Annotated in this window: 25 protein-coding genes; 12 read left to right on the top strand and 13 right to left on the bottom strand. The window is 60.7% G+C overall.

From position 1 onward, the window contains the following. Positions 1 to 6: 6 nt before the first annotated feature. On the bottom strand, positions 7 to 702 hold the full coding sequence (locus tag CXK96_RS13155) for an SIMPL domain-containing protein (protein ID WP_102836903.1): 696 nt from the start codon (positions 700 to 702) through the stop codon (positions 7 to 9). A gap of 149 nt (positions 703 to 851) precedes the next feature. Between CXK96_RS13155 and CXK96_RS13150 the strand changes: the two genes are divergently transcribed. The 3 genes from CXK96_RS13150 (at position 852) to CXK96_RS13140 (ending at position 3,773) form a co-directional block, all read left to right on the top strand. Next, positions 852 to 2,108, top strand: a complete 1,257-nt coding sequence (locus CXK96_RS13150) for an ATP-binding protein (RefSeq protein WP_102836902.1) — start codon at positions 852 to 854, stop codon at positions 2,106 to 2,108. Between the two features lie 32 nt (positions 2,109 to 2,140). Next, on the top strand, positions 2,141 to 2,701 hold the full coding sequence (locus CXK96_RS13145) for a response regulator transcription factor (RefSeq protein ID WP_102836901.1): 561 nt from the start codon (positions 2,141 to 2,143) through the stop codon (positions 2,699 to 2,701). 130 nt (positions 2,702 to 2,831) lie between these two features. Beyond that, on the top strand, positions 2,832 to 3,773 hold the full coding sequence (locus CXK96_RS13140) for an AEC family transporter (protein WP_102836900.1): 942 nt from the start codon (positions 2,832 to 2,834) through the stop codon (positions 3,771 to 3,773). A 17-nt stretch (positions 3,774 to 3,790) separates the two neighbouring features. Here the strand turns inward: CXK96_RS13140 and CXK96_RS13135 are convergent, their stop codons facing one another. The 6 genes from CXK96_RS13135 to gatC form a co-directional block, all read right to left on the bottom strand. After that, positions 3,791 to 4,882, bottom strand: a complete 1,092-nt coding sequence (locus CXK96_RS13135; protein WP_102836899.1) for a calcium/sodium antiporter — start codon at positions 4,880 to 4,882, stop codon at positions 3,791 to 3,793. A gap of 37 nt (positions 4,883 to 4,919) precedes the next feature. Further along, on the bottom strand, positions 4,920 to 6,002 hold the full coding sequence (locus CXK96_RS13130; protein WP_102836898.1) for a calcium/sodium antiporter: 1,083 nt from the start codon (positions 6,000 to 6,002) through the stop codon (positions 4,920 to 4,922). A 28-nt stretch (positions 6,003 to 6,030) separates the two neighbouring features. Next, positions 6,031 to 6,411 carry a septal ring lytic transglycosylase RlpA family protein gene (locus tag CXK96_RS13125; RefSeq protein WP_102836897.1) on the bottom strand — a complete coding sequence of 127 codons (381 nt, stop codon included), beginning with the start codon at positions 6,409 to 6,411 and terminating at the stop codon, positions 6,031 to 6,033. A gap of 152 nt (positions 6,412 to 6,563) precedes the next feature. Then, on the bottom strand, positions 6,564 to 8,009 hold the full coding sequence (gatB, locus tag CXK96_RS13120; RefSeq protein WP_102836896.1) for an Asp-tRNA(Asn)/Glu-tRNA(Gln) amidotransferase subunit GatB: 1,446 nt from the start codon (positions 8,007 to 8,009) through the stop codon (positions 6,564 to 6,566). A gap of 11 nt (positions 8,010 to 8,020) precedes the next feature. Then, the gene (gene gatA, locus CXK96_RS13115) at positions 8,021 to 9,472 is read right to left on the bottom strand and encodes an Asp-tRNA(Asn)/Glu-tRNA(Gln) amidotransferase subunit GatA (RefSeq protein ID WP_102837054.1); all 1,452 of its coding nucleotides are present in this window, start codon (positions 9,470 to 9,472) and stop codon (positions 8,021 to 8,023) included. A gap of 14 nt (positions 9,473 to 9,486) precedes the next feature. Continuing rightward, entirely contained in the window at positions 9,487 to 9,774 is a 288-nt protein-coding gene (gene gatC, locus CXK96_RS13110) for an Asp-tRNA(Asn)/Glu-tRNA(Gln) amidotransferase subunit GatC (protein WP_102836895.1), read from the bottom strand. A 300-nt stretch (positions 9,775 to 10,074) separates the two neighbouring features. Here gatC and mreB point away from each other — a divergent pair, with 300 nt between their 5' ends. The 8 genes from mreB (at position 10,075) to tldD (ending at position 21,086) form a co-directional block, all read left to right on the top strand. Beyond that, a complete protein-coding gene (mreB, locus tag CXK96_RS13105) occupies positions 10,075 to 11,112 on the top strand; it encodes a rod shape-determining protein MreB (protein ID WP_045424672.1) in 1,038 nt (345 codons plus the stop codon). Between the two features lie 123 nt (positions 11,113 to 11,235). After that, entirely contained in the window at positions 11,236 to 12,207 is a 972-nt protein-coding gene (gene mreC, locus CXK96_RS13100) for a rod shape-determining protein MreC (RefSeq protein ID WP_219807534.1), read from the top strand. Beyond that, a complete protein-coding gene (mreD, locus tag CXK96_RS13095; RefSeq protein ID WP_102836893.1) occupies positions 12,204 to 12,692 on the top strand; it encodes a rod shape-determining protein MreD in 489 nt (162 codons plus the stop codon). Before mreC ends, mreD begins: the two co-directional genes overlap by 4 nt. Positions 12,693 to 12,771: 79 nt before the next feature. Then, entirely contained in the window at positions 12,772 to 13,362 is a 591-nt protein-coding gene (locus CXK96_RS13090) for a Maf family protein (RefSeq protein ID WP_102836892.1), read from the top strand. Between the two features lie 89 nt (positions 13,363 to 13,451). After that, positions 13,452 to 14,909, top strand: a complete 1,458-nt coding sequence (gene rng, locus CXK96_RS13085; RefSeq protein WP_102836891.1) for a ribonuclease G — start codon at positions 13,452 to 13,454, stop codon at positions 14,907 to 14,909. 49 nt (positions 14,910 to 14,958) lie between these two features. Beyond that, positions 14,959 to 18,750 (top strand): YhdP family protein, encoded by a 3,792-nt coding sequence (locus tag CXK96_RS13080; RefSeq protein ID WP_102836890.1) that lies wholly within the window; start codon positions 14,959 to 14,961, stop codon positions 18,748 to 18,750. A gap of 45 nt (positions 18,751 to 18,795) precedes the next feature. Next, the gene (locus CXK96_RS13075; RefSeq protein WP_102836889.1) at positions 18,796 to 19,641 is read left to right on the top strand and encodes a carbon-nitrogen hydrolase family protein; all 846 of its coding nucleotides are present in this window, start codon (positions 18,796 to 18,798) and stop codon (positions 19,639 to 19,641) included. A 2-nt stretch (positions 19,642 to 19,643) separates the two neighbouring features. Next, positions 19,644 to 21,086: a metalloprotease TldD gene (gene tldD, locus CXK96_RS13070; protein ID WP_102836888.1), complete on the top strand. Its 1,443-nt coding sequence runs from the start codon at positions 19,644 to 19,646 to the stop codon at positions 21,084 to 21,086. 37 nt (positions 21,087 to 21,123) lie between these two features. On the opposite strand, the gene yjgA is transcribed toward tldD, so the two are convergent. Beyond that, on the bottom strand, positions 21,124 to 21,645 hold the full coding sequence (yjgA, locus tag CXK96_RS13065) for a ribosome biogenesis factor YjgA (RefSeq protein ID WP_102836887.1): 522 nt from the start codon (positions 21,643 to 21,645) through the stop codon (positions 21,124 to 21,126). A 105-nt stretch (positions 21,646 to 21,750) separates the two neighbouring features. On the opposite strand from yjgA, the gene pmbA reads away from it, so the two are divergent. Further along, entirely contained in the window at positions 21,751 to 23,097 is a 1,347-nt protein-coding gene (pmbA, locus tag CXK96_RS13060; protein WP_102836886.1) for a metalloprotease PmbA, read from the top strand. 92 nt (positions 23,098 to 23,189) lie between these two features. On the opposite strand, the gene CXK96_RS13055 is transcribed toward pmbA, so the two are convergent. The 5 genes from CXK96_RS13055 to CXK96_RS13035 form a co-directional block, all read right to left on the bottom strand. Continuing rightward, on the bottom strand, positions 23,190 to 23,462 hold the full coding sequence (locus tag CXK96_RS13055; RefSeq protein ID WP_102836885.1) for an HPr family phosphocarrier protein: 273 nt from the start codon (positions 23,460 to 23,462) through the stop codon (positions 23,190 to 23,192). 8 nt (positions 23,463 to 23,470) lie between these two features. After that, complete coding sequence (rapZ, locus tag CXK96_RS13050; protein WP_102836884.1) at positions 23,471 to 24,328, bottom strand: RNase adapter RapZ; 858 nt, start codon at positions 24,326 to 24,328, stop codon at positions 23,471 to 23,473. Positions 24,329 to 24,459: 131 nt separating this feature from the next. Next, positions 24,460 to 24,924, bottom strand: coding sequence for a PTS IIA-like nitrogen regulatory protein PtsN (gene ptsN / locus CXK96_RS13045; protein WP_102836883.1), 465 nt, complete (start codon positions 24,922 to 24,924; stop codon positions 24,460 to 24,462). 6 nt (positions 24,925 to 24,930) lie between these two features. Next, positions 24,931 to 25,239: a ribosome hibernation-promoting factor, HPF/YfiA family gene (hpf, locus tag CXK96_RS13040; protein WP_102836882.1), complete on the bottom strand. Its 309-nt coding sequence runs from the start codon at positions 25,237 to 25,239 to the stop codon at positions 24,931 to 24,933. A 78-nt stretch (positions 25,240 to 25,317) separates the two neighbouring features. Further along, complete coding sequence (locus CXK96_RS13035; RefSeq protein ID WP_102836881.1) at positions 25,318 to 26,835, bottom strand: RNA polymerase factor sigma-54; 1,518 nt, start codon at positions 26,833 to 26,835, stop codon at positions 25,318 to 25,320. Between the last annotated feature and the right edge of the window lie 87 nt (positions 26,836 to 26,922).

The raw sequence follows: 26,922 nt of genomic DNA, 5'->3' as shown, positions 1-26,922 counted from the left end.
ATGGCTTCAAGGCATCTGAACTTCGATCACGCCGTCGGCGTTGATGCTGATTTGCCGGGTCCCGGCCTCGACATCAGGCGTCGGCATGGCATCCATGCTCTTCATCGATACGCTGCGCATCATCTCCGGCTGAAAGTTGCCGCCGCTGTTCAGGTTCAGGCTGACGATCTTGTAGTCATTTCCGCCCAGCGCCTCGGTGGCCAGCTGCGCGCGGGCGCGGAAGGCGGTTACAGCATCCTTGAGCAGGGCGTCTTCGTTCTGTTGGCGGATCGAGTCGGACACGCTGAAATACATGCCGCCCATCTGCAGGTCTTGCATCAGCTCTCCGGTGAGCTTCGAGAGCGCGGCAAAGTCTCCGCTTTCCAGGCGCAGTTCGGCACGTTCACGCCAGGCGGTGATCTTTTGACCCTTTTCCTCATAGACCGGGTAACTGCTACGGCTGCCCTGGCTGACCTCGACCTCTTTTACCTTCCGGGCGCGTTGCAGTGCCTTGTTGATTGCACGGGTGGTCTGCGCTGCCAGCTGCGCAGGGTCCTCGTGCTGCGACTCGGTGAACAGCGTTACGTGCATGCGGTCCTGGGCGACCTCGCTGCTGGCCTCGGCGCGCAGCGAAATCTGATTGTAGTGTTGCTCATCGGCTACGGCGGGGAGGCAGGCAATGCAGGCCAGCAGCGCAATGCTGCGCGGAACGGAAACGAACATGAGAGCTCCTGAATTCGAGGCACCAGCGGTGCGGCGCAAAGACTTTAGCCCTTTGCTCGCGAGTGCGCAGTTTTTCCGTGCGGCGCGTTGCCGCAGACAGGCTGTGTTTCGGGCGGCTTGGTTATACTCGCGACTTCTTTGGAGACCCCATGCACGCATCCGTTCACCTGCTGTCTGCCAGCCGCCAGAACCTCCGTCTGCTCACCCTGATCCGCGTCCTCGTGCTGGCTGCCCAGGCAGGCGCGGTAGGGCTTGCCTACGCCACCCAGCTGTTCGGTCTGCCGTGGTTTCATCTGGGGGTCACGCTTGGTGTTTCGGCGCTGATCTGTCTGGGTACGGCGTTGCGGCTTCGTGGGCCTTGGCCGGTCACCGAGCTTGAATATGCCGGGCATCTGGCAACCGATCTGTTGATCCACAGCGCCCTGTTGTATTACTCGGGCGGCTCGACCAATCCATTTGTTTCCTACTATCTGGTGCCGCTTACCATTGCCGCAGCAACGCTGCCATGGCTGTACTCGGTGGCCTTGTCCGGACTCGCGCTTGCTGGGTACACCTTGATGCTGGTCTGGTATGACCCTGTCATTGTGCCGCCGGTTGATCGCACCACGCTGCTGGTCTATGGCATGTGGTTGAGTTTCGCGCTGGCGGCGGCGTTGATCACTTTTTTCGTAGCGCGCATGGCCGAACAACTGCGGCGTCAGGAGCAGCTTCAGGCTCAGCGTCGTGAAGAAAGCATGCGCGACCAACAGCTGTTGGCCGTGGCGACCCAGGCCGCCGGTGCTGCTCATGAGCTGGGCACGCCGCTGGCGACCATGAGTGTGCTGCTCAAGGAGTTGCGTCAGGATTACAAGGAGCCAGCCGAGCTCAGCGAGGACCTGGCATTGCTGCAATCGCAGGTCCAGTTGTGCAAGGACAGTCTGCGCCAATTGGTCCGTGCGGCCGAAGCCGATCGGCGTCAGGCCATCGTCGAGCAGACCGTCCGCGAATGGGTCGAGTTGGTGTTACAGCGCTGGCACCTGATGCATCCGGAAGCCACCTACCGCTTCCAGTGCCTCGGCAAGGGCACGCCCCCGCGGCTGATGCCGCCGGCGGATCTGGGGCAATCGCTGCTCAATCTGCTGAACAACGCCACCGATGCCAGTCCGGACAATCTGGACATTCGGCTGGACTGGGACGCGCAGTGGATCAGATTGACCATCCGTGACCACGGCGCTGGCGTACCGCTGGCCATTGCCGAGCAAATCGGCAGACCGTTTATCACGACCAAGGGCAAGGGGTTTGGTCTTGGCCTTTTCCTGAGTCAGGCAAGCGTTACGCGCGCGGGTGGCACCGTGAAGCTTTACAATCACGAAGAGGGTGGCACCCTGACCGAGCTGCGTCTGCCGCACGGCTCGGTACGGGCCTGACCAGACGCGATCATTACGCGAGGAATGCAAACATGACCGAAGAGTTGCAGCACGAAGGCGAAGAACAGCCTCATCTGCTGCTGGTAGACGACGATCCGACCTTTACTCGCGTCATGGCACGCGCCATGAGCCGCCGCGGTCTGCACGTCAGTATCGCCGGGTCGGCGGAAGAGGGCCTGGAGATGGCTAAGCAGGACCTGCCTGACTACGCCGTGCTGGACCTGAAGATGGAAGGCGACTCCGGACTGGTGCTGCTGCCCAAGCTGCTCGAGCTGGACCCTGAGATGAAGGTGCTGATCCTGACCGGATATTCGAGCATCGCCACGGCTGTGGAAGCGATCAAGCGTGGGGCCTGCAACTATCTGTGCAAGCCCGCCGACGCTGACGATGTGCTCGCTGCGTTGCTTTCCAAACATGCCGATCTGGATACGCTGGTGCCGGAAAACCCGATGTCGGTGGACCGTTTGCAGTGGGAACACATTCAGCGCGTGCTCGCCGAGCACGACGGCAACATTTCCGCGACTGCCCGTGCGCTGGGCATGCACCGGCGGACGCTGCAGCGCAAACTGCAGAAGCGCCCCGTGCGGCGCTGACCGCACCCAGCGCCAATGGCTCAGGCTGTTGGCGCAGTGTTCTTTCAATGCCGGATCGATAGCCTGCCAAGGCTCGATCCGGCATCGTCGTTATCGTATCGTCCTCTGACTTTTGTTCTCGAGCCTCGCCATGTTGCCCGTGGTTCTGCAGACCCTGAGCGTCACAGCTCCGGTATTCGTGATGCTGTTTATCGGCGTCGCCTTGATGCGCCTGCGCTTGATCGACGCCACGTTCATCCATACCGCATCGACACTGGTGTTCAAGGCTACGATGCCAACCCTGCTGTTCCTCTCGGTCATCAAGGCGGACCTGAACGCTGCGCTACAGCCAGGACTGCTGATCTACTACGTTGGCGCTACGGTGGGTGGGTTTCTACTGGCGTGGGTCTGGGCAATCTGGCGCTGTCCGGTTGCCGATCGCGGCGTCTATGTTCAGGGCGCGTTTCGCGGCAATAACGGTGTAGTGGGGCTGGCCTTGGCGACCAGCCTCTACGGGGACTATGGGCTGTCCCTCGGCGGTGTGCTGGCTGGTCTGGTGATCCTCTTGTACAACAGCCTGTCCGCCGTGGTACTGGCCATCTATAGCCCGGACGGGGAGGCCGATGCGGGGGCGATCATTCGCAGCATCTTGCGCAACCCTTTGATCATCGGCGTGACTGCGGCGCTACCTTTCGCCTACTGGCAAATCGCATTGCCCGACTGGCTGATGACGTCTGGGCAGTATTTCGCTCAGCTGACCCTGCCGCTGGCTCTGATCTGCATCGGCGGCACGCTGTCGATTTCCGTGCTGCGCGAGAGCAGCAGCGTGGCGATGAGCTCGAGCCTGATGAAGATGGTCTGGTTCCCTGCGTTGGCAACGCTGGGTGCCTGGCTATGCGGCTTTCGAGGCGCCGAGCTGGGCATTCTGTTCCTTTACTTCGGCTGCCCGACAGCATCGTCCAGCTTCGTCATGGCGCGTGCGGTCAACTCCAATCACCAGCTGGCCGCGACCATTATCGTCATCACCACGCTCGGCGCGGCGCTGACCATCAATGCCGGGTTGTTTCTGCTGGGCTGGGCCGGCTGGATCTGACCAGCCGGCCCTGTGCATCAGTTGCGCTGGGTCTTCCAGGCCCGACCGGAGATCACCAGCAAGGTGACCATGGTCAGAGGCACTACGTAGCCGATCATCGCGTCTCCGAAAACCTCAGCCAAAGGCCGGCCGGTGCTGATCAGCACCAGGTAGACGGTATAGGCGACGTAGTACGCGACGAAAAGCAGACCTTCCCAGCGATTAATGGCGTAACCGGTAAAGAAGATCGGCAGGCAGGCCAGGGCGACGGCGATCATGACCGGGAAGTCGAAAGCCAATGCATTGGCAGCCACGCCAATCGCATTGGGTGATACCAGCGAGGCCAGCCCCAGCACGCAGAGCAGGTTGAAGATATTGCTGCCGACGATGTTGCCGACTGCGATATCACGCTCGCCGCGTATGGCCGCGAGGATCGAGGTGGCCAGTTCCGGCAGCGAGGTGCCGATGGCGATTACGGTCAGCCCGATGACCAGTTCCGACAGCCCCAGTGCGCGAGCCAGCGACACGGCGCCCTCCACCAGGAAATTCGAGCCGGTCACCAGCAGAACCAGGCCGGCAACGACCAGGCCGGCGTTGATCAAAGAAGCGTAAGGCTTGGGTGTTTCGTCGAGGCCGAACTCCTTGGCGAACTCGTCGTCGGCTGTGCCCGCTGCAGTGGCGCGGCGGCTGCTGATGATCAGAAACGCCGTGTAGGCGATCACCGCCGAAAACAGCAGTGCGCCGTCAAGGCGGCTAAGCGAGCCATCCCAGGCCAAGGCGTAGGTGACCAGACTGGCCCCGATCATGATCGGCACATCGAGTCGAATCAGCTGGCGGGAGACGATCAGCGGCGCGACCAGCGACGTCACGCCGAGAATCAGCAGAACGTTGGCGATGTTGCTGCCGAGCACGTTGCCGATGGCGATGTCACCGCTGCCGTTAAGGGCGGCCTGCACGCTGACTGCGGTTTCCGGTGCGCTGGTGCCGAAAGCGACCACGGTGAGGCCGATGATCAACGGCGGGATACCGAACTGAGCGGCCAGTTTTGCGGCGCCACGGACCAGTACCTCAGCTCCAGCCACGAGCAGTACCAGACCGGCTATCAAGTAAACAAACGTCATCGCGGACACGATGGGTAACTCCAAATGGGACAGGAAACGAAGGGACTTAGCGCTGGTGTTTCCAGGCGCGCAGAAAGATCACCAAAAGCGTGATGGCGGTCAAGGGCAACACGTACCAAGTCATTGCATGGCGCAGCAGGTTGATCGCCGGTAGGCCAGTGGAAAACATGATGAGGTAAAGCGTATAGGCGACGTAGTAGCCAAAGAACATCGTGCCTTCCCAGCGGTTGATCCGGTAACCGGAGAAAAAGATCGGCAGGCAGGCGGCGAACACGGCAAGCATCACGGGCAGATCGAACGCCAGCGCATTGGGAGAAATGGACAGGCCTTCAGGCGAAATCGCAGCACCGGCACCTAGCACCAGCAACAGGTTGAAGATGCAACTGCCTACGATATTGCCCACGGCGATGTCGCGTTCGCCGCGATAGACCGCCAGCAGCGAGGTCGCGAGTTCGGGCATGGATGTCCCAACGGCGATTACGGTCAGGCCGATGACCAGTTCCGACAATCCCAGCGTCCGAGCCAAAGCCACCGCACCCTCGATGAGCAGGTTTGAACCCAGTATCAGCAAACCCAGACCGACCAGCACCAGAGTCAGTTGAAGCACCCAGCCGAGCGGCTTGGCGTTACGGTCTGGGCCGTATTCGTCCCGAAATTCGTCAGCCTGAACACGTGCTTCCCGCTTGCTGGCGATCACCAGAAAGCCCGTATAGAGCAGCAGCAACGCGAGCAGGATCAACCCGTCAAGCTGGCTGATGCGACCATTCCACGCCAGCGCGAAGGTCAGCAGGCCTGCGCCGATCATCACGGGTACGTCGAGGCGCACCAATTGTCGAGACACCACCAACGGCGCGACCAGCGCCGATAGACCGAGGATGAGCAGGATGTTGGCAATGTTGCTGCCGATCACATTGCCAACGGCGATATCCCCGCTGCCGTTCAGCGAGGCTTGGATGCTCACCGCCGTTTCCGGTGCGCTGGTACCGAACGCGACAACGGTCAAGCCAATGATCAGTGGCGAAATGCCGAAGCGTGCAGCCAGTTTGGAGGCGCCTCGTACCAACGCTTCGGCGCCAGCAACCAGCAGCACCAGGCCGCCGATCAGGTAGGCCAGGGTCATCAAACTCATCAGTGTTCCTTAGAAAGCAGTTCGGCAATCAGTCCAGTGTTTCGATCCTTACTGGCGCGATACCGTCTTCGAGCAGATCGATTCGATTCGCCGCCACTCGTGAGAGATCGATGATCCGGCCCGGTTTGAAAGGCCCGCGATCATTGATGCGTACGGTGACTTGCTTGCCGTTCTCCAGGTTGGTGACTTCCACGCGCGTGTCGAAGGGAAGCGTCTTGTGTGCGGCCACCAGCTCGTTCTGGTTGAAGGTTTCGCCGCTTGCGGTTTCCTTGCCTTGAAAACTGCGAGCGTAGTACGAAGCCTTGCCTTTCTGGACAACGGTGCTTTCGGTGGCATCCGCCTCCGGCGACTCGGAACAACCAGCGGCGAGGGCGAGCAGGATCGGGGCGGTCAGCATTCGGGTTTGCATAAGCAATCCTTCCTGAACGGATCAGGCTGCGGTTACGGGTCAATCTCGTCAGTATTGGATCGTCAATGGGCGCGGCCGTTCACTCGCTCATGAAGTTGCGGCGGGCGAGGTTGGCATCAGCAAAGGAACGGGCCCTGTCGGGCCCGTATCGGTCAGCCTTCCAGCTTGCTCTTGAGCAACTGGTTGACCTGAGCGGGGTTGGCTTTGCCTTTCGAGGCCTTCATGGCCTGACCGACAAAGAAACCAAACATCTTGCCGCGTTTGGCTTCGTCGCTGGCGCGGTACTGCTCGACCTGCCCAGCATTGGCAGCCAGGACTTCATCCAGCATCTTTTCGATCGCACCAGTGTCGGTGACCTGCTTGAGGCCCTTCTTTTCGATGATCTCGTCGGCCGAGCCTTCGCCAGCCGCCATCGCTTCGAAGACCATCTTGGCGATCTTGCCGCTGATGGTGTTGTCCTTGATGCGCTGAATCATGCCACCCAGTTGCTCGGCGGAAACCGGCGACTGCTCAATAGCCAGGTTGTCCTTGTTGAGCAGGCTCGACAGCTCGCCCATTACCCAGTTGGCAGCCAGCTTGGCGTCGCCGCAAACCCTTTGCACAGCTTCGAAGTAATCGGCCATCTCACGGCTGGCAGCCAGTACGTCAGCGTCGTAGGCGGACAGGCCGAACTCGCGCTCGAAGCGCTCGCGCTTCTCGACCGGCAATTCCGGCAGGCTGGCGCGCACTTCGTCGAGAAAGCTCTGTTCGATTACCACTGGCAGCAGGTCGGGACAGGGGAAGTAACGGTAGTCGTTGGCTTCTTCCTTGCTGCGCATGGAGCGCGTCTCGTCCTTGTTCGGGTCGTACAGGCGGGTTTCCTGCACCACCTTGCCGCCGTCCTCGATCAGTTCGATCTGGCGCTGGACCTCGTGGTTGATCGCCTTCTCGATAAAGCGGAAGGAGTTGACGTTCTTGATCTCGGCGCGGGTACCGAACTCGGTCTGGCCTTTGGGGCGTACCGATACGTTGCAGTCGCAGCGCAGCGAACCTTCGGCCATGTTGCCGTCACAGATGCCGAGGTAGCGCACCAGGGCGTGGATCGCCTTGACGTAGGCCACCGCTTCCTTGGCTGAGCGGATGTCCGGCTCGGAAACGATTTCCAGCAGCGGCGTGCCGGCACGGTTGAGGTCGATACCGCTCATTCCCTGGAAGTCTTCATGCAGGCTCTTGCCCGCGTCCTCTTCCAGGTGTGCGCGAGTGATGCCGATGCGGCGGGTTGTGCCGTCTTCCAGGGTGATATCCAGATAGCCCTTGCCTACGATGGGGTGGTCCATCTGGCTGGTCTGGTAACCCTTCGGAAGGTCTGGATAGAAGTAGTTCTTGCGGGCGAAGACGTTCTTGTCAGAGATCTCGGCATCAATCGCCAAACCGAACTTGCAAGCCATGCGCACGGCTTCGGCGTTGAGCACCGGCAGAGTGCCGGGCATGCCGAGGTCGACCAGACTGGCCTGGGTGTTGGGCTCAGCACCAAAGGTGGTGGCGCTGCCCGAAAAGATCTTCGACTGAGTGGCGAGCTGAGCGTGGATCTCCAGCCCGATGACGGTTTCCCATTGCATGTTTTTCGTCCTCAGAATCCGCTCGGTGCTTGTTTGTGCCACTCGGTGACCTGCTGGTACTGATGAGCGACGTTGAGCAGGCGACCTTCCTGGAAGTACGGGGCCAGCAGCTGCACACCTACCGGTAAGCCGTCGATGAAACCGGCTGGCATGGAGAGGCCCGGGATGCCGGCCAAGTTGGCGGTGATCGTATAGATGTCTTCGAGATAGGCCGACACCGGGTCGTTGTTTTTCTCGCCAAGCTTCCAGGCCAGGTTCGGCGTGGTTGGACCGAGAATCACGTCGACCTCGTCGAAGGCGCTGACGAAGTCGTTCTTGATCAGTCGGCGAATTTTCTGCGCTTTGAGGTAGTAGGCGTCGTAATAACCCGCGGACAGCGCATAGGTGCCGACCATGATGCGGCGGCGGACTTCGTCGCCGAAGCCTTCGGCACGGGAACGCTTGTAGAGGTCGGTCAGGTCTACGGGGTTCTCGCAGCGGTAGCCGAAGCGCACACCGTCGAAGCGTGACAGGTTCGAAGAGGCCTCAGCTGGCGCGATCACATAATAGGAAGGGATCGCGTGCTGCATGTTTGGCAGGCTGATTTCCTTCACGGTTGCACCGAGCTTCTTTAGCTCCTCAACGGCCGCCATCACTGCATCCGCGATTTTGGGGTCCAGGCCGTTTCCGAAATACTCCTTCGGCAGGCCGATACGCAGCCCAGAGAGTGGCTTGTCCAGCGAGGCTAGATAGTCATCCAGTGGCTGATCGACGCTGGTCGAATCCTTCGGGTCGAAACCGGCCATGGCGCCCAGCATCAGGGCGCAGTCTTCAGCCGTGCGGGCAATCGGGCCGCCCTGGTCGAGGCTGGAGGCGTAGGCAATCATGCCCCAGCGCGAAACGCGGCCGTAGGTGGGCTTGAGCCCCGTCAGGTTGGTCAGCGCCGCTGGTTGGCGGATCGATCCGCCAGTATCGCTGCCGGTGGCGGCAGGCAAGAGGCGCGCCGCGACGGCTGCTGCGGAACCGCCGGACGAGCCGCCCGGTACGCGGCTCATGTCCCAGGGGTTCTTCACTGCGCCGTAGTAGCTCGACTCGTTAGCCGAGCCCATGGCGAATTCGTCCATGTTCAGCTTGCCCAACGAGACCGCGCCAGCGGCAGAAAGCCGTTCAACGACGGTGGCGTCGTAGGGTGCTTGGAAATTGTCGAGAATCTTCGAGCCGCAGCTGGTGCGAATGCCCTGCGTGCAGAACAAGTCCTTGTGACCGATCGGCGCACCTAGCAGCGCACCATTTTCACCCTTGGCGCGGCGTGCGTCGGCGGCCTTGGCCTGGGCGATGGCCTGCTCTTCGGTGACGGTGATAAAGCTGTTGAGCTGTGGGTCGAGCTGCTGGATGCGGGTCAGCAGCGAGCGGGTCAGCTCTTCGGCCGAGAACTGTTTAGCAGCCAGTGCGCGAGTAATCTCTGCAAGGGTCAATTGATGCATGTCGGCGTCCTTCATTACTCGATCACCTTTGGAACCAGGTACAGGCCATCTTCCACGGTCGGGGCAATGGCCTGGTAGGCATCGCGCTGGTTGGTTTCGGTGACCGTGTCGGCGCGCAGGCGTTGGCTGGTCTCCAGCGGGTGGGCCAGAGGCTCGATGCCAGTGGTGTCCACGGCCTGCATGCGATCGATCAGGCCGAGGATGTTGTTCAAGGTCTCGGTGGTGCGGGGCAGGTCGTCTTCATTCAGACCCAGGCGGGCCAGATGAGCGATCTTTTCCACCTCGGAGCGTTCAAGCGCCATCGGAATTCTCCAGCGGGAAGCGAGTCGGGTGCCTTTCGTCGGCAAAGCGCGGCGAGTGGCGGCGGGTTCGAGTCGCAGCGGTGGGCATTCGAGCCCGGAAAAGCCGTCAATCTTACATGCCTGAGGGGCTTCTCGGTAGCGCAGCTGCGGCTTGCGGGGTTTTTCAGGGATGGCTGTATTTCGCGCAGTGGCTCACGTATGCCCCGATAACCGCGGACTCTCGCCTTGCCCTAACTTCGCACCATTGTTAGAGTTTGCGGCACTTTTTTCCCCACGCGTTTGCCCCAGGGCCCTTTTCCCATGTTCAAGAAACTGCGTGGCATGTTTTCCAGCGATTTGTCGATCGACCTGGGCACTGCCAATACCCTTATTTATGTGCGCGATCGCGGCATCGTCCTGAACGAGCCTTCAGTCGTTGCCATCCGTACCCATGGCAACCAGAAGAGTGTTGTCGCCGTGGGCACCGACGCCAAACGCATGCTTGGTCGTACCCCGGGTAACATCAACGCCATCCGCCCGATGAAAGATGGCGTCATCGCCGATTTCAGCGTCTGCGAAAAGATGCTTCAGTACTTCATCAACAAGGTTCACGAAAACAGCTTCCTGCAGCCCAGCCCCCGAGTGTTGATCTGCGTTCCCTGCAAGTCCACTCAAGTTGAGCGTCGTGCGATTCGCGAATCCGCTTTGGGCGCCGGCGCGCGTGAAGTGTTCCTGATTGAAGAGCCCATGGCCGCCGCCATCGGTGCCGGTCTGCCAGTAGACGAAGCACGTGGCTCCATGGTTGTGGATATCGGTGGGGGCACCACTGAAATTGCCCTGATTTCGCTGAATGGCGTGGTCTACGCCGAATCCGTTCGCGTCGGTGGTGACCGTTTCGACGAATCCATCGTGACCTACGTGCGCCGTAATTACGGCAGCCTGATCGGCGAGTCCACCGCCGAGCGCATCAAGCAGGAAATCGGTACCGCCTTTCCCAGCAGCGACATCCGTGAAGTCGACGTCCGTGGCCGCAACTTGGCTGAAGGCGTGCCGCGTAGCTTCACCCTCAATTCCAATGAGGTTCTCGAAGCGCTGCAGGAGTCCCTGGCCACCATCGTCCAGGCAGTCAAGAGTGCGCTGGAGCAATCACCACCAGAGCTCGCTTCCGATATCGCCGAGCGTGGTCTGGTCCTGACTGGCGGCGGCGCGCTGCTGCGTGATCTGGACAAGCTGCTGGCGCAGGAAACCGGTTTGCCGGTCATCGTCGCTGAAGAGCCGCTGACCTGCGTAGCGCGTGGCGGCGGCCGCGCACTGGAAATGATGGACCGTCACGCCATGGACCTGCTGTCCACCGAGTGACCCAGAAGCGGTAAGCTCCAAGCGACAAGCCGACAGCAGGCTCTGCTCTCGGCTTGTCGCGTTTAGTTTGAAGCGTGCAGCTGCGAGGATCCCTCCATCAAACCACTATTCGCAAAAGGACCGCTGCTCGGTGTGCGCCTGCTGGTGCTCGCTGTGCTTTGTGTCGCGCTGATGGTGGTGGATGCGCGCTTCGATACCTTGAAGCCACTGCGCAGTCAGATGGGGTTGGTTCTCACACCCTTCTATTGGCTTGCCGATCTGCCGGTGCGCACCTGGCAGCGCGCCACCGAGCAGATCAGCAGCAGCACCAGTCTGGTGGCCGAAAACGAAAAGCTGAAGGCCGAAGCATTGCTCATGCAGCGGCGTTTGCAAAAGCTCGCGATGCTGACGGAGCAGAACGTGCGCCTGCGCGAGCTGCTCAATTCTGCTGCGCTGGTGGATGACAAGGTAATCGTCAGTGAGCTTATCGGCCTGGACCCGAACCCGTTCACGCACCGCATCCTGATCGACAAGGGCGAGCGCGACGGCGTGTTTCTTGGCCAGCCAGTGCTTGATGCCAGCGGGCTGATGGGGCAGGTCGTTGAGGTCATGCCCTACGCCGCACGCGTGCTGCTGCTGACGGATGTGACCCATAGCATCCCGGTGCAGGTCAATCGCAATGGATTGCGCGCCATCGCGGTCGGTACGGGCAGCCCCGACTATCTGGAACTGCGCCATGTCGCCGAAACGGCAGACATCAAGGAAGGCGATCTTCTGGTCAGTTCCGGTTTGGGGCAGCGCTTTCCCAGTGGCTATCCGGTTGCCCAGGTTACTGAGGTGGTGCGGGGCTCCGGTCAACCTTTCCTGATCGTTCGTGCCATTCCCACCGCCATGCTCAACCGCAGCCGCTACCTGCTGCTGGTGTTCAGTGACTCGAGAACACCTGAAGAGCGGGCCACTGCTGCTGCCCAGGCCCAGGAGTCCGCCGACCGCCAGGCAGAAGAGGGAGCAGCCGCTGAAAGTCCTGCATCAGAGTCGCCTGCCTCCGTCGAGTCCGCCGCATCAACATCGACCGATGCGCCGACGCCAGCGCCGGGATCGGAGGAGCGACCATGATCCACGGTCGTTCAAACAACGGATGGGTTATCTGGCTGTCGCTGTTGTTGGCGCTGCTGCTCAGCGTAGCCCCCATGCCCCAGAGTTTCGGACTGGCGCGTCCGCTGTGGCTCGGCATGTTCATCGCCTACTGGGCAATTGCCCTGCCTCATCGCGGCGGCATGGCGGCGGCGTTTTTCTTTGGGCTGATGCTGGATGTGCTGTCCGGGACCCTGCTTGGGCAGAACGGCCTGCCGCTGCTGCTGATTATCTTTCTGGTGCTGAGCCTGCAGCAGCGCCTACGCATGTTCCCATTGCTGCAGCAGAGTTTGGTGCTGCTGGTGATCCTCGGCATCGGGCAACTGGTGCAGTTGTGGCTCAACACCCTGACCGGAAACCGTCCACCGACACTGTTGTTCCTCGTCCCCGTGCCGGTGAGTGCACTCTTCTGGCCTTGGGTTTTCGTCGGGCTGGAATGGGCGCGTCGGCGCTTCAACGTTTACTGAGCCTTCCGTCCACGCTGGACGGCTTTCGGTCGTTGTCCGGATGTGTGAATCTGCTGCGCTCGCCCACCAAGGAGCCGGCATGTCCACTTTGTTTCTCGCCTCCGCGTCGCCACGACGCCGTGAATTGCTGACCCAGATCGGCGTTCCATTCTCCCTTCTTGCTGTTTCCATCGACGAAACGCCCAGTGCGGCGGAAACGCCCGACGACTATGTTCAGCGCTTGGCGCGGGAGAAGGCCTTGGCCGGCCTTTCACTCGTCAGCGACGGCTCGGCCTGTGTACTGGGTGCAGACACTACGGTCGTACTGGATCAGCGAATCCTGGGCAAACCAGTCGACAAGGCCGATGCGCTGGCAATGTTGAAGGCATTATCCGGACGTGAGCACCGGGTCATGACCGCCGTTGCGATAGCTAACAACTCGGGTTGCGAGGTGCGTCTGGTTACCAGTCGGGTGCGCTTCCGTCCGATCAGTGTCGATGAAGCCGAGGCGTACTGGGCCAGTGGCGAACCCCAGGACAAGGCCGGTAGTTACGCAATTCAGGGCTGGGGCGCGGTTTTCGTCAGTGCGATGGAAGGCAGCTATTCGGCCGTGGTCGGGCTGCCGTTGTGTGAAACAGCCCAGCTGCTCAAGGCATACGAACTTCCGTACTGGTGTAAAAGCTCGGTATAGAGCCTGTGGCTTGGCGGCTTATGCCGTTAGAATCGAGGCAACTCGTCAGCTTCGGCTGCTATACCCACCGCCATCGGCCGAGAACAATAATGAGCGAAGAAATCCTGATGAACATCACCCCCATGGAGTCACGGGTGGCGGTGGTGGAAAACGGTGTCCTGCAGGAGGTGCATGTCGAGCGCACCCAGCGCCGGGGCATTGTCGGCAACATCTACAAAGGCAAGATAGTGCGGGTACTGCCTGGCATGCAGGCGGCTTTCGTCGATATCGGACTAGAGCGCGCAGCCTTCATCCATGCGTCGGAGATTTCCAGTCGCGAGGGTAACGCTGTCGAACCTATCAGCGCCCTGGTCCATGACGGGCAGGCGCTGGTCGTGCAGGTTACCAAGGATCCGATCGGCACCAAGGGCGCGCGGCTGACGACCCAGTTGTCGATACCTTCGCGCTACCTCGTGTACATGCCCAAGACCAGCCATGTAGGCATCTCACTGCGGATCGAGGACGAAGCTGAGCGTGAGCGCCTCAAGCAGGTAGTTGCTGAGTGCGTTGCTGCCGAAGGCATCAAGGAAACCGGCGGTTTCATTCTGCGCACCGCAGCGGAAGGCGCCGGCAGCGATGAAATCCTGATGGACATCCGCTACCTGCGCCGCCTGTGGGAGCAGATCGACGGGCAAATGAAAACCGCTGGCGCGCCTTCGGTCATCTATGAAGACCTGTCGCTGGCCATGCGCACCCTGCGGGATCTGGTCAATCCGCGTATCGAGAAAATTCGCATCGACTCGCGGGAGAACTTTCAGAAGGTCAGCCAGTTCGTCGGCGAGCTCATGCCCGAGCTTGGTGAGCACCTTGAGCATTACCCCGGCGAGCGGCCGATTTTCGACCTGTACAGCGTGGAGGACGAAATACAGAAGGCGCTCGAGCGTAAAGTCATGCTCAAGTCCGGCGGTTATCTGATCATCGACCCGGCCGAAGCGATGACCACCATCGACGTCAACACCGGCGCCTTCGTCGGTCATCGCACCCTCGAAGAAACCATTTTCAAGACGAATCTCGAGTCCGCGACAGCAATTGCACGCCAGCTGCGCCTGCGTAACATCGGCGGAATCATCATCATCGATTTCATCGATATGGAGGACGAGGAGCATCGACGCCAGGTGCTGCGAACGCTGGAAAAGCAGCTGGAGCGCGATCACGCCAAAACCAACATCATTGGCATCACCGAGCTTGGGCTGGTGCAGATGACCCGCAAACGCACCCGCGAAAGCCTTGAGCAGGTGCTGTGCGAGCCGTGCATGTGTTGCCAGGGGCGGGGCAAGTTGAAAACCCCGGAGACTGTCTGCTACGAGATCTTCCGCGAAATTTTACGCGAGGCGCGCGCTTACCAGCCCGAGGGTTATCGGGTGCTGGCGAACCAGAAGGTTATCGACAGGCTGCTCGATGAGGAATCGGGCAACGTTGCCGACCTTGAGAGCTTCATCGGTCGCTCGATCAAATTCCAGGTCGAGACCATGTATTCCCAGGAACAGTACGACGTGGTGCTGCTCTGAAGAGAGGCAAGCCTGACCGTTCGGGCCTAGGTGTGCGGGGCATTTCCGTATGAGTCGGCTCTTGGCTTTCGTACTCGCCGCATTGCGCCGCAGTCTCTGGCTGGGTGCAATGGGCCTGATAATGCTTGCGCTCTATGTGAGCCTTGGCCGGCAGCTCGTGCCGCTGGCGGCTGAATATCGCCTCGAGGTACAGAACGCCGCTCGCGACCTGCTCCATATGCCGGTTACGCTCGGCGAGCTGGAAGGCCGTTGGCAGGGTTTATCTCCAGAGCTGGTGGCGCACAACGTGATGCTTGGTGTAGGCGACGGGGCGGTACGGCTGGATCGCTTGGCACTGGTCCCTGACGTTTCAGGCAGTCTCGTGGCGCGGCAGCTGAAGCTGGACACCGTGGAGTTTGCCGGCCTTCACCTCAGCATGGTGCAAAGCGCTGACGGTCAATGGCGGGTCGATGGGCTACCCGAGCGTGGCGATCAGCCGCCGCCGGACCCGCAGAAGCTGGTCACCCAGTTGCAGAGCGTCGGGCGTCTGCGGCTGCTGGACAGCCAAGTTACCGTCGAGGCTCACGATCAAGCGCCGATGACCTTGACCTATGCCAACCTTCAGTTGCGAACCCAAGGGGAGCGTCTGTGGCTGGACGGTCGTCTTCTGCTGCCCGACGGTCAGCCCCTGAGCTTGCATGCCGAGGCGTGGGGTCAGTCGAACGACTGGCTGGGGAGTAGAGCAGAACTGTACCTCAGCCTGCCGCAAAGTGATTGGGCCAACTGGCTGCCGGCCAGTCTGACGGGCAGCTGGAAGCTCGCCAAACTCCAGGCCGGTGGCGAGATGTGGTTCGAGTGGCACGACCGCCGCTTGTCCCGGGCGGTGGCTCGGCTGAATGCACCGGCTTTGCGGCTGGGTCGGCTGTCCCGCGATCCGGTGCAGATGAATGATCTGGTGGTCAACGCCTACCTGGATCACGCGAGCGATGGCTATCGACTTCAACTTGACGGGTTGGCTTTTACCTTCGAGGAAGGTCGCTGGCGGGATACGACGCTGGTTGCCAGGCAAGACATGGCCAAAGACAGCTGGCATCTGCTGGCAGACCGCATCGCTGTTGCCCCTGTGGCTGAGCTGGTCCAGGCAATGATGCCGCTGCCGGAGCGGGCCAGTGAATATCTGCAAGGCCTTGCGCCCAGCGGAACGCTGCGCAATCTGCAAGTCGACTACCGGCCTGCGCTGGGTGGCGACGAGCGTCTGGCTTTCACTGCCAATCTTTATGCGATCAGTATCGCGGCGCATGAATGGGTGCCGGCGATTCGCAATGTGAGCGGCTCGGTACGAGGCAATCTGGGCGGTGGAGAGCTGCGTTTCGACAACCGTGATTTCGAGCTGCATCTGGCCAAGCTGTTTCCACGTCCCTGGGACTATCGGCGTGCCCGTGGGACCTTTCGTTGGGCCATTGGTAATGAGGCGGTCACCCTTGCTGCTCCTTATTTGCAGGTGGAGGGCGACGAAGGCGATATCGCTGGTGATTTCCTGATACGTCTGATGCGCGATCCCGCGGCAGAAGACTACATGGACCTGCGTGTCGGGCTCTCGGATGGCGATGCGCGCTTCACCGAAAAATATTTGCCGACACGTTCGCCGGCGCTCAGCCCTGCTTTGACCGAATGGCTCAATACGGCGATTCGAGGCGGCACCATTGAGCAGGGTTATTTCGAGTATCAGGGGGCGCTGGCCGGCGAAGCGGCTGCCACAGCGCGCAGCCTGAGTCTGTATTTCAAGGTGAAAGACGCCGAGCTGGCGTTTCAGCCCGGTTGGCCAGTGTTGCGCGAAGGTCGCGGAGAGGTGCTCATCGAGAACAGCGGTGTGCGCGTGCGCCTCGCCGAGGCCCGGATGCTCGACAGCCGCGTGCACGACGCCACGGCTGAGATTCTCCGCAACCACGACGGCCAGCCGCCTCGGCTGGATATCGATGGACAGGTGGACGGCCATGTTCGGGATGCGTTGACCCTGATGCAGGTCGCGCCCATCGGCACAAACGGGATATTCGCCGACTGGCGAGGCGATGGGCCCCTGAACGGTAAGCTCAGGCTGGGGATTCCGTTGGCAAAAGGCGGACAGCCTCAGGTTGATGCCGAGTTTTCCACCGCCAATGCCTCACTGTTCATTGCACAGGCGAATCTGCAGGTTGACGCGTTAGAGGGTGACTTTCGCTATGAAAGCGAGCGCGGGTTCAGCGCGAAGACGTTCAGTGGCCAAACCTTGGGCAGTGCGATCAAGGGCAGGGCGACGGCGACCGGCGCGCCGGGCACGCGAATCGAGGCGGCAGGAACAGTTGGTGTGTCACCCTTGTTGGCATGGCGAAAGATTGAACAGCCCGTCCCCGTTTCTGGGCAACTACCCGTTCGGTTGAGCCTCTTTCTGAGCAGCGCTGACAATCATCTGCAGGTTGATTCTTCGCTATTGGGAACCTCTCTGGCGTTGCCTGAACCCTTCGGTAAATTAGCTGGGGATCGGCGCGACACCACATTGCGAATGACCTTTGGCGGTGAGCGGCAGCGCTATACGCTCCGATATGACGCCCTCGCAGCTCTCACCTTTGTTGCGCCAAGCGAAAACTGGCGCGACGGGGGCGGCGAGCTGGTGCTCGGTGGCGCCGCGGCGAACCTGCGCACCGACCAGGGATTCTACGTGCGTGGCAGTGTGCCGCGGTTTGATCTGAGCGAATGGCAGGCGTTGAGCGATCAATATGCTGGCGCGGCGACAAATCCAGATAGCTCAATGTTACGACGAGCACAGCTCCAGATAGGCGTTTTCTCCGGATTCGGCACCGAAGTTGATGATCTTCGTGTCGACTTGCGGCGTCGTTCTGCGGGGTGGCTGCTTGGCTTGCAGAGCGAGACCGTGGCCGGGAACGTCCGCTTGCCAGATGCCGAAGACCGCCCGATTGTGTTGGGCCTGTCGCACTTGCGCTTTCCTGCAGCCGAGCCAAAGGAAGGTGCCGCGCCGCCGCAGGATCGCCTAGCCGGCGTCGCGCCAAAGGACCTGCCAGCAGTGGATATCTCGGTAGATGGGTTGTTTTTGGGCGACGAACTACTTGGGTCGGGTGCAATGAAAATGCGCCCCAGCGCCGAGGGGGTCTCATTTCAGGACCTCGACCTGGATCTCAAGGGGATCAAGCTCACGGGGAGCGGCGGATGGGACGGTGAAAGAACCACTTACAAGGGGCGGCTTCAGGGCGGCAATCTGGCCGACGTGTTGCAGGCCTGGGGTTTTGCTCCTTCGACCACAAGCGAGGACTTCAGGCTGGACGTGGACGGGGGCTGGTCCGGCTCACCGGCCTTCTTCGCCTTGAATCGATTCTCCGGCCGGCTCGACGCCCGGTTGCGTAAAGGTCAGCTCAGGGAAGTAGACGGTGGCGCGCAGGCGCTGCGGGTCTTCGGTCTGCTGAATTTCGACTCGATTGGTCGACGGCTGCGGCTGGATTTTTCCGATCTGTTCAGCAAGGGGTTGAGCTATGACCGAATCAAGGCCGAGTTGCGTGCGACAGAGGGCGTTTATGTGACGGCTGAGCCGCTAACGGTCGACGGGCCGTCCAGCAACCTGGAGCTAGACGGTCGGTTGAATCTTGTCGAAGATCGGATCGATGCCAAGCTGTTGGTGACACTTCCGGTCAGCAACAACCTACCGTTGGCCGCGCTGATTGTCGGCGCGCCAGCCATCGGCGGCGCGCTGTTTGTGGTCGACAAATTGCTTGGCGATAAGGTCGCACGCTTCGCGACTGTTCAATACAACGTCGAGGGACCCTGGAAGTCGCCGAAAATCACCTTCGACAAGCCCTTTGAAAAGCCCAACTGAGCCTCGTTCCGGCAGTCGGGCGCTGCGTTCAAGTGAGCACCTAACATGACCCTCGCGGTTATTCAGATGGCCAGTCAGGCCGACATCCAGGCGAATCTCGCTAACGCCAGAAGGCTTTTGGAAAGCGCCGCTGAAGCGGGTGCGCAGCTCGCGGTGCTACCGGAAAACTTCGCAGCCATGGGGCGAGCCGATTTGCCGGCGGTCGGACGCGCCGAAGCCGAGGGCGCCGGCCCGATTCTCCCGTGGTTGAAACAGGCAGCGATAGACCTCAGGTTATGGATAGTGGCTGGCACCTTGCCGCTGCCCGCCGATGGGCAGCCGCGTTCAAAAATCAGGGCCTGCTCTCTGCTCGTTGATGATCAGGGGCAGCAGGTGGCGCGCTACGACAAGCTGCATCTATTCGATGCGCAGGTCAGCGATTCACGCGGTCGCTATAGGGAGTCGGATGATTACGCGGCCGGCGATCGCCTGGTGGTGGTCGATACGCCGGTCGGTCGGCTGGGCATGAGCGTCTGCTACGACTTGCGTTTTGCCGAGCTGTATACGGCCCTGCGTCTGGCCGGGGCCGAGCTGATCAGTGTGCCATCGGCGTTCACTACCGTGACTGGCCAGGCGCATTGGGAGATGTTGTTGCGTGCGCGGGCTATCGAGACGCAATGCTATATGCTGGCGGCAGCGCAGGGTGGCGAACACCCGGGCGGACGGTTGACCCATGGCCATTCGTCTATCGTGGATTATTGGGGGCGTGTGATAAGCGAGCAAGCTGTCGGCGAGGCGACGTTGGTTGTCGGACGAGACACAGCTGAGCAGGCGGCGACGCGTCAACGTATGCCGGTGGTGGATCATCGTCGTTTTACCGCGCCCTGTATCGTTTCGGGGACTTTGGAGTAGATATGAGTGAACTGTTGTTACCTGTCACCGAGCGTTTGCTGACCCCCGGCGGGCTGGGTCTTGATGATCTGCCCGACTTGCTTGGCGAATTGGCGGGCCCAGGGATCGACGCCGCCGATCTGTATTTCCAGGATCAGGTCACCGAATCCTGGGTGCTGGAAGATGGAATCGTTAAGGAGGGTGGCTTCCATCTCGAGCAGGGCGTTGGGGTTCGCGCGCTCTCCGGCGAGAAGACCGGTTTCGCCTACAGCAATGCAATCACCGCTGAAGCGCTACGGCAAGCCGCCGAGGCGGCGCGATCAATCGCCAGAAGCGGTGAGCAGGGGCGCGTCAAGGTCCTGTCCAAAGCCGCTTTTTCGCCGCTGTACGGTCAGGATAATCCGCTGGACGGACTTGGTCGGGCGGAAAAGGTCGAGCTGCTCAAGCGGATCGACGTTGCCACACGGGCCCTGGATCCGCGTATCAAGCAAGTCACGGTGAGCCTGGCGGGCGTCTGGGAGCATATTCTGGTGGCCGGTCTGGACGGCGGTATGGCAGCCGACATAAGACCCCTGGTGCGCTTCAATGTCAGTGTCATCGTCGAGCAGAACGGGCGTCGCGAGCGCGGCGGCCAGGGCGGTGGCGGGCGTACCGGTTATGAGTATTTTCTCAGTGAGGATCGGGCGATGGGCTATGCCCGTGAGGCCCTGCGTCAGGCACTGGTGAATCTGGAAGCCATTGCTGCTCCCGCCGGCACACTGCCGGTGGTGTTGGCACCCGGCTGGTCCGGGGTCTTGCTGCACGAGGCAGTCGGACATGGGTTGGAAGGCGACTTCAATCGCAAGGGCAGTTCGGCCTATAGCGGCCGGACGGGCCAACAGGTTGCGTCCAAGCTGTGCACTATCGTCGATGACGGCACGCTGGCCAATCGTCGTGGCTCGCTGAGCGTGGACGATGAAGGCACGCCGACGCAGTGCACCACGCTGATCGAGAACGGGATACTCAAGGGGTATATCCAGGACAAACTCAACGCGCGCTTGATGGGGGTTGCCCCTACCGGAAACGGGCGTCGCGAGTCCTACGCGCATCTGCCTATGCCGCGGATGACCAACACCTACATGCTGGCGGGCGAAAGCGACCCCGAGGAGATCATTCGGTCGGTCAAGAAGGGCATCTACTGCGCGAGTCTTGGCGGCGGGCAGGTGGACATCACCAGCGGCAAGTTCGTGTTTTCGACCAGCGAGGCGTACCTGATCGAGGACGGCAAGATTACCGCGCCGGTGAAGGGCGCGACCCTGATCGGCAACGGACCGGAGGTAATGAACAGGGTTTCAATGGTGGGTAACGATCTGGCGCTGGACAGCGGCGTCGGTACCTGCGGAAAAGACGGCCAGTCGGTACCGGTCGGTGTAGGCCAGCCGACTGTGAAAATCGATGGGATCACAGTCGGAGGAACCGGGGCCTGAAGCGCCGTACTGGACGCGAGTAGGCCTGCGCTATTGGTTAGCGCAAGCCTCGTTGGGTTTCGTCCAGCTCGCGGATGTATTTGAAAATCTTGCGGCTGGCCGCCGGCGGTTTGTTTCGCGCCGCTTCGTGCTGGGCATGACGGATGAGGCTGCGCAGGTGCTGACGGTCAGTTTCAGGATATTCGGTGACGAAGGCTTCGAGAGTCTCGTCGTTGCCCGCGATCAAGCGGTCTCGCCAGCGCTCCAAAGCGTGGAAGCGCTCGTTGTACTGGCGGGTTGAGGCGTCGAGTTGGTCAACCAGGGCGAGAATGGCGTCGACATCCTGATCACGCATCAGCTTGCCGATGTATTGCAGATGGCGTTTGCGCGCGATATGCGCGGTGTGTTTTGGCGCGTCAGCGAGTGCTTTGCGCAGTGCATCGGTAAGCGGCAGACGGTCTAGCACATCGGGTTTGAGGGTAGTAAGGCGTTCACCCAGATCCTGGAGAGCATGCAGTTCGCGCTTGACCTGGGTTTTGCTTTTTTCCTCGAAACCGTCGAGATCGGAAATATCAGACATGGGGCTGGTCCAGTAGGTAATGCCGCCATGATAACAGCAGCCTGGCGACGGGGCTCAGCCGAGCACAGCTGGCTGCAACTTGATCGAATCAGCGTTGGAGTATGTATGAATGAAGTCGAGGGTATCGGTCCGCACGCGTTGCCAGGCTTGCGTGAACAGGTCGCGAAAATCCTAGAAGAGGCCAGCCGACAAGGGGCCAGTGCCTGTGAAGTCTCGGTCTCGATGGAGCAGGGCCTGTCGACGACGGTTCGTCAGCGGGAAGTGGAAACAGTCGAGTTCAATCGCGATCAGGGCTTCGGTATCACGCTTTACGTCGGCCAGCGCAAAGGGTCGGCGAGCACCACCGGTAGCGGCGACGAAGCGGTTCGCGAAACCGTTGCGGCGGCGCTGGCGATTGCAAAACATGCGTCGGCCGACGAATTTGCCGGGCTCGCCGACCCGGCACTGATGGCTCAAGATGTGCCGGATCTGGACCTTTATCATCCCTGGCAAATCGCCCCCGACCAAGCTATCGAACTCGCGCTCAGCTGTGAGGCGTCGGCCTTCGCCACGGACAAACGCATTCTCAATGCCGATGGCACCAGCCTGAGCACGCATCAGGGCTGTCGCGGTTATGGCAATAGCAATGGCTTCATCGGGGCATACTGCAGCTCGCGTCACAGCCTCAGCTGCGTGATGATCGCCGAGTCCGATGGGCAGATGCAGCGGGATTATCACTACGATGTCTCCCGGGTAGCAGGTGACTTGGCCTCCGCGGAGTCGATTGGCCGGCGTGCTGCCGAGCGCGCCGTTCGCCGCTTGGGCGCGCGTCCCGTACCGACCTGCGATGTGCCGGTGCTGTTTTCTGCGGAGCTTGCTACGGGGCTGTTCGGGCACTTTCTTGCGGCGATTTCTGGAGGCAATCTCTATCGTCAGTCGTCCTATCTGGAAGGCGCGCTGGGGGAGGTGTTGTTTCCTGAATGGCTCAATTTGGACGAGCGACCGCTTGTGCCTCGTGGTCTGGCCAGCTCGGCATATGACGGCGATGGCTTGGCGACCTATGCCAAGCCGTTTGTCGAAAATGGCCAGCTGGTCTCTTATGTGCTGGGTACCTATTCAGGCCGCAAGCTGGGCATGCCCAGCACCGCCAATGCGGGCGGGGTGCATAACCTGTTCGTTACCCAGGGTAACGAGGACCAGGCTGAGCTTATCCGCCGTATGGGCCGCGGGCTGTTGGTTACCGAGCTGATGGGGCAGGGCTTGAATCTGGTGACCGGGGACTATTCGCGTGGTGCTGGCGGTTTCTGGGTTGAGAACGGCGAAATCCAGTTCCCTGTGCAGGAAGTCACCATTGCGGGCAACCTGCGAGATATGTTCCGCCAGATCGTTGCGGTGGGGTGTGATGTTGAGCGGCGCAGTAGCATTCACACCGGGTCGGTATTGATCGAGCGAATGAAAGTGGCGGGGCAGTAGCAATTAGCTGCAAGCGGCATGCAGAGCAACAAGGCAGTTACTAGGAGATGCCGGCAGGTATCTGGCCCGAAGTAGCGGCCGCGCTAGCAGCGCTATTCGCCTTCCTCGAAATAGTCCTCGATCAAGGCGATCAGCGCTGCAAGCGCTTCGTGCTCCTGGTCGCCCTGGGTGTGCAGGTGCAGCGTGGTGCCTTTGCTGGCGGCAAGCATCATGACTGCCATGATGCTTTTGCCGTCCACCCTGCTTGCAGGGCTGCGACCGACCCGAATGTCACAGGGAAACTGATTGGCAACTCCGACGAACTTCGCTGCCGCTCGGGCATGCAGGCCAAGCTTGTTGATGATGGTAACTTCGCACGAAGGCATGTGGGTTCCTAAGCCAGGTCGCGATGCCGGACCTGGACGTTCTTCAGAGGTTCGCGCAGCGCTTGGCCCAGCCGCTCGGCCAGATACACCGAACGGTGGTGCCCACCGGTACAGCCAATGGCGACAGTGACATAGGCGCGGTTGCTGGCAGCGAAGCGCGGAAGCCATTTGCTCAGGTAGGCAAGGATGTCCTGAAACATTTCCTCTACGTCCGCCTGCCCGGAGAGATAGTCGATCACGGGCTGGTCCAGTCCGGAAAAATCGCGCAGATCGGCTTTCCAGTAAGGGTTAGGCAAACAGCGCACATCAAACACCAAATCGGCATCGACAGGCATGCCTCGCTTGAAACCGAAGGACTCGAAGAGAAAAGCGGTACCCGGTTCAGGCTTGTTTAGCAGGCGCAGCTTTAGCGTGTCTCGTAGCTGATAGAGATTCAGGTGTGTGGTGTCGATCTTCAGGTCGGCATGATCGATGATGGGCGCTAGAAGCAATTCTTCGTCACGGATAGCTTCGGCCAGGGAGCGGTTCTGATTGGTCAGCGGATGCCGCCGACGCGTCTCCGAAAAGCGTTTCAGCAGCGTCTCGTCCGCCGCATCTAGATAAAGCACATCGCATTGGATGTAGCGGGCACGGACGTCCTCGAGCAGCTCGGGGAAACGTTTCAGCTGACTCGGCAGGTTGCGCGCGTCGATCGACACTGCGACTTGGGGCTGCAGCAACTCTGTGTGCAACAGGGCCCTTTCCGCCAGCTCTGGAAGAAGGCCAGCGGGCAGGTTGTCGATGCAGTAGAAACCATTGTCCTCAAGTACGTTCAGGGCAGTGCTCTTGCCGGATCCAGAGCGCCCACTGACGATGATCAGGCGCATCGAGCAGCGCCGAAGGGCCGGGCTCGGCCACGAGTGATTTGCTGCGCGTAGCCGCAGCAGGTGGTGTGCAGGCAGATAGGGGGCACGTCTCTTTCCTCACTCAGCGTTGGGCGATGGTGGGTTGCTGCGCCCTAGTAACCGTTCTGGATGTCGACCACGGCCTGGTACAGCTCATGACCCGTCGTGGCGCGGCGTAGCCGGTCACGAACTTCCTCGCGGTCCAGCATGCTTGCAATCTGACGGAGTAGCTCGAGATGTTCGTCGGTGGCTGCCTCCGGCACCAACAATACAAACAAGAGGTCGACAGGCGCGCCGTCGATGGCGTCGAAGTCCACCGGTGTATCGAGCTTCAGCACTGCACTGAGCGGTGATGTGCAGCCAGGCATACGGCAGTGCGGTATCGCGATGCCGTTGCCGAAGCCGGTGGAGCCAAGTTTTTCCCGGGCGATGAAGCTTTCGAAAATCGCTTGGCTGTCGATATCGGGCAGGTCCGCGCCGAGAACCTTGGCAATCTGTTCCAGGACACGCTTTTTGCTGCCGCCCGGAACGCTAACCAGGGCGCGTCCGGGGGTCAGTATGTTTTCAATACGGATCATGATGGGTCAGCGAGCCAGGGCGCCCTGATGGTGGTCGAGCTGCTTTTCTTTATGTTTGATCAATTGCCGATCGAGTTTGTCGGCAAGCAAGTCGATGGCTGCGTACATATCCTCATGCTCGGCATTGGCAACGACCTCTCGCCCCGCTACGTGCAGCGTGGCCTCGGCCTTTTGCCTGAGCTTTTCGACTTGAAGGATGACTTGTACGGCAATGATGCGGTCGAAATGGCGTTCTATCCGCTCGAATTTCTCCTCGACGTAGTCACGCAGGGCTTCAGTGATTTCAAGGTGAAGGCCAGTGATGTTGACTTGCATACTGCATCTCCTATTGCCACGTGCGAATTGACGGGCTGAACACCCGTCGCCGGAACAAATCCACCAGGTCGCCTAGTGTTACATCAACCGCTTGCGCTCGCTTGAGGGTGCGATCCCGAGTGACTCGCGGTACTTGGCTACGGTGCGGCGCGCAACTTGAATCCCTTGTGCTTCCAGTAGACCAGCGATCTTGCTGTCGCTCAATGGCTTTTTCTGGTTTTCCGCGGCTACCAGTTTCTTGATGATTGCGCGAATGGCGGTGGATGAGCACTCGCCGCCTTCAGCAGTGCTCACATGGCTCGAGAAGAAGTATTTGAGTTCGTAGATGCCGCGGGGCGTGTGCATGAACTTCTGCGTGGTGACCCGTGAGATCGTCGACTCATGCATGCCCACCGCTTCGGCGATATCGTGCAACACCAGTGGTTTCATGGCTTCGTCGCCATGTTCGAAAAAGCCACGCTGGTGTTCGACGATTTGGGTGGCCACTTTCATCAGCGTTTCGTTGCGGCTGAGCAGGCTTTTGATGAACCAGCGGGCTTCTTGAAGCTGGTTGCGCATGAAGGTGTTGTCGGCGCTCGAGTCGGCACGTTTGACGAACCCGGCATACTGAGCGTTCACCCGCAGGCGCGGCATCGCCTCCTGATTCAGTTCGACCAACCAGCGGCCATTGTGCTTGCGCACGATTACGTCAGGCACGACATACTCAGGCTCTCCGGCTTCGATCTGCGAGCCCGGGCGCGGGTTGAGGCTCTGGATCAAGTCGATGATCTGGCGCAGCTCGTCTTCTTTGAGCTTCATGCGACGCATCAGCAGGCTGTAGTCACGCGCGCCAAGAATATCCAGGTGATCGCTGACCAAGCGCACCGCTTCGCTTAGCCACTCGGTACGCTCGGGGAGCTGGCGAAGCTGCAGCAGCAGGCATTCGCGCAAGTCGCGCGCGCCGATGCCGGCGGGCTCGAACTGCTGGATGCGGCGTAGCACCACTTCGACCTCATCGAGTTCGATTCCAAGTTCCGGGTCAAACGACTCGAGGACTTCCTCGAGCGTTTCGTCGAGATAACCCTGGGGGTTGATGCAGTCGATCAGGGTGGCTGCTATGAGACGGTCGGTGTCGCTCATCGGTGCGAGGTTGAGCTGCCAGAGCAAGTGGCTTTGCAGGCTTTCCCCTGATGATGTGCGGGTAGTGAAATCCCATTCATCATCGTCGTTGCTCGGCAGGCTGCTGGCGCTGGTCTGGTAGATGTCTTCCCAGGCGGTGTCGACTGGAAGCTCGTTGGGGATACGGTCGGCCCAATCGCCGTCCTCGAGGTTCTCCACCGTGTTGATGGGCTCCTCGTAATGATTGTCGGGCTCGCTGTGCTCGGGCGAGTCGGTCGTCGGGCTTTCGCTTTTCTTTTCGATCGACTCGGCCATCGGGTCGGAGTTATCGAAATCTTCTCCGTCTTCTTCGCGCTCGAGCATGGGGTTGGAATCCAGCGCCTCCTGAATCTCCTGCTGAAGATCGAGTGTGGATAGCTGGAGCAATCGTATGGCTTGTTGCAGCTGCGGTGTCATCGTCAGCTGCTGGCCCATCTTCAGGACTAGCGATGGTTTCATGGCAGAGGACTTCGAACCTTGTTTGCCGGCGCAACCGCGCCTGTTCCGATTTCGCTGGCGCCGCGCGCCGATGTAAGCAAATTATAT

The organism is Stutzerimonas stutzeri (assembly GCF_002890895.1).
In the GTDB taxonomy this organism is placed as follows: domain Bacteria; phylum Pseudomonadota; class Gammaproteobacteria; order Pseudomonadales; family Pseudomonadaceae; genus Stutzerimonas; species Stutzerimonas stutzeri_AB.
This window is presented reverse-complemented; position numbering and strand designations above follow the sequence as displayed.

Coding starts and splice junctions, on each gene's coding strand:
- ptsN (WP_102836883.1), bottom strand. CDS start 24,924: ATGATCCGTATTGAAAACATACTGACCCCCGGACGCGCCCTGGTTAGC.
- CXK96_RS13150 (WP_102836902.1), top strand. CDS start 852: ATGCACGCATCCGTTCACCTGCTGTCTGCCAGCCGCCAGAACCTCCGT.
- mreD (WP_102836893.1), top strand. CDS start 12,204: ATGATCCACGGTCGTTCAAACAACGGATGGGTTATCTGGCTGTCGCTG.
- rng (WP_102836891.1), top strand. CDS start 13,452: ATGAGCGAAGAAATCCTGATGAACATCACCCCCATGGAGTCACGGGTG.
- yjgA (WP_102836887.1), bottom strand. CDS start 21,645: ATGTCTGATATTTCCGATCTCGACGGTTTCGAGGAAAAAAGCAAAACC.
- CXK96_RS13075 (WP_102836889.1), top strand. CDS start 18,796: ATGACCCTCGCGGTTATTCAGATGGCCAGTCAGGCCGACATCCAGGCG.
- mreB (WP_045424672.1), top strand. CDS start 10,075: ATGTTCAAGAAACTGCGTGGCATGTTTTCCAGCGATTTGTCGATCGAC.
- CXK96_RS13130 (WP_102836898.1), bottom strand. CDS start 6,002: ATGAGTTTGATGACCCTGGCCTACCTGATCGGCGGCCTGGTGCTGCTG.
- CXK96_RS13155 (WP_102836903.1), bottom strand. CDS start 702: ATGTTCGTTTCCGTTCCGCGCAGCATTGCGCTGCTGGCCTGCATTGCC.
- tldD (WP_102836888.1), top strand. CDS start 19,644: ATGAGTGAACTGTTGTTACCTGTCACCGAGCGTTTGCTGACCCCCGGC.
- CXK96_RS13090 (WP_102836892.1), top strand. CDS start 12,772: ATGTCCACTTTGTTTCTCGCCTCCGCGTCGCCACGACGCCGTGAATTG.
- CXK96_RS13080 (WP_102836890.1), top strand. CDS start 14,959: ATGAGTCGGCTCTTGGCTTTCGTACTCGCCGCATTGCGCCGCAGTCTC.
- CXK96_RS13055 (WP_102836885.1), bottom strand. CDS start 23,462: ATGCCTTCGTGCGAAGTTACCATCATCAACAAGCTTGGCCTGCATGCC.
- CXK96_RS13145 (WP_102836901.1), top strand. CDS start 2,141: ATGACCGAAGAGTTGCAGCACGAAGGCGAAGAACAGCCTCATCTGCTG.
- rapZ (WP_102836884.1), bottom strand. CDS start 24,328: ATGCGCCTGATCATCGTCAGTGGGCGCTCTGGATCCGGCAAGAGCACT.
- CXK96_RS13140 (WP_102836900.1), top strand. CDS start 2,832: ATGTTGCCCGTGGTTCTGCAGACCCTGAGCGTCACAGCTCCGGTATTC.
- CXK96_RS13035 (WP_102836881.1), bottom strand. CDS start 26,835: ATGAAACCATCGCTAGTCCTGAAGATGGGCCAGCAGCTGACGATGACA.
- CXK96_RS13125 (WP_102836897.1), bottom strand. CDS start 6,411: ATGCAAACCCGAATGCTGACCGCCCCGATCCTGCTCGCCCTCGCCGCT.
- hpf (WP_102836882.1), bottom strand. CDS start 25,239: ATGCAAGTCAACATCACTGGCCTTCACCTTGAAATCACTGAAGCCCTG.
- pmbA (WP_102836886.1), top strand. CDS start 21,751: ATGAATGAAGTCGAGGGTATCGGTCCGCACGCGTTGCCAGGCTTGCGT.
- gatB (WP_102836896.1), bottom strand. CDS start 8,009: ATGCAATGGGAAACCGTCATCGGGCTGGAGATCCACGCTCAGCTCGCC.
- gatC (WP_102836895.1), bottom strand. CDS start 9,774: ATGGCGCTTGAACGCTCCGAGGTGGAAAAGATCGCTCATCTGGCCCGC.
- gatA (WP_102837054.1), bottom strand. CDS start 9,472: ATGCATCAATTGACCCTTGCAGAGATTACTCGCGCACTGGCTGCTAAA.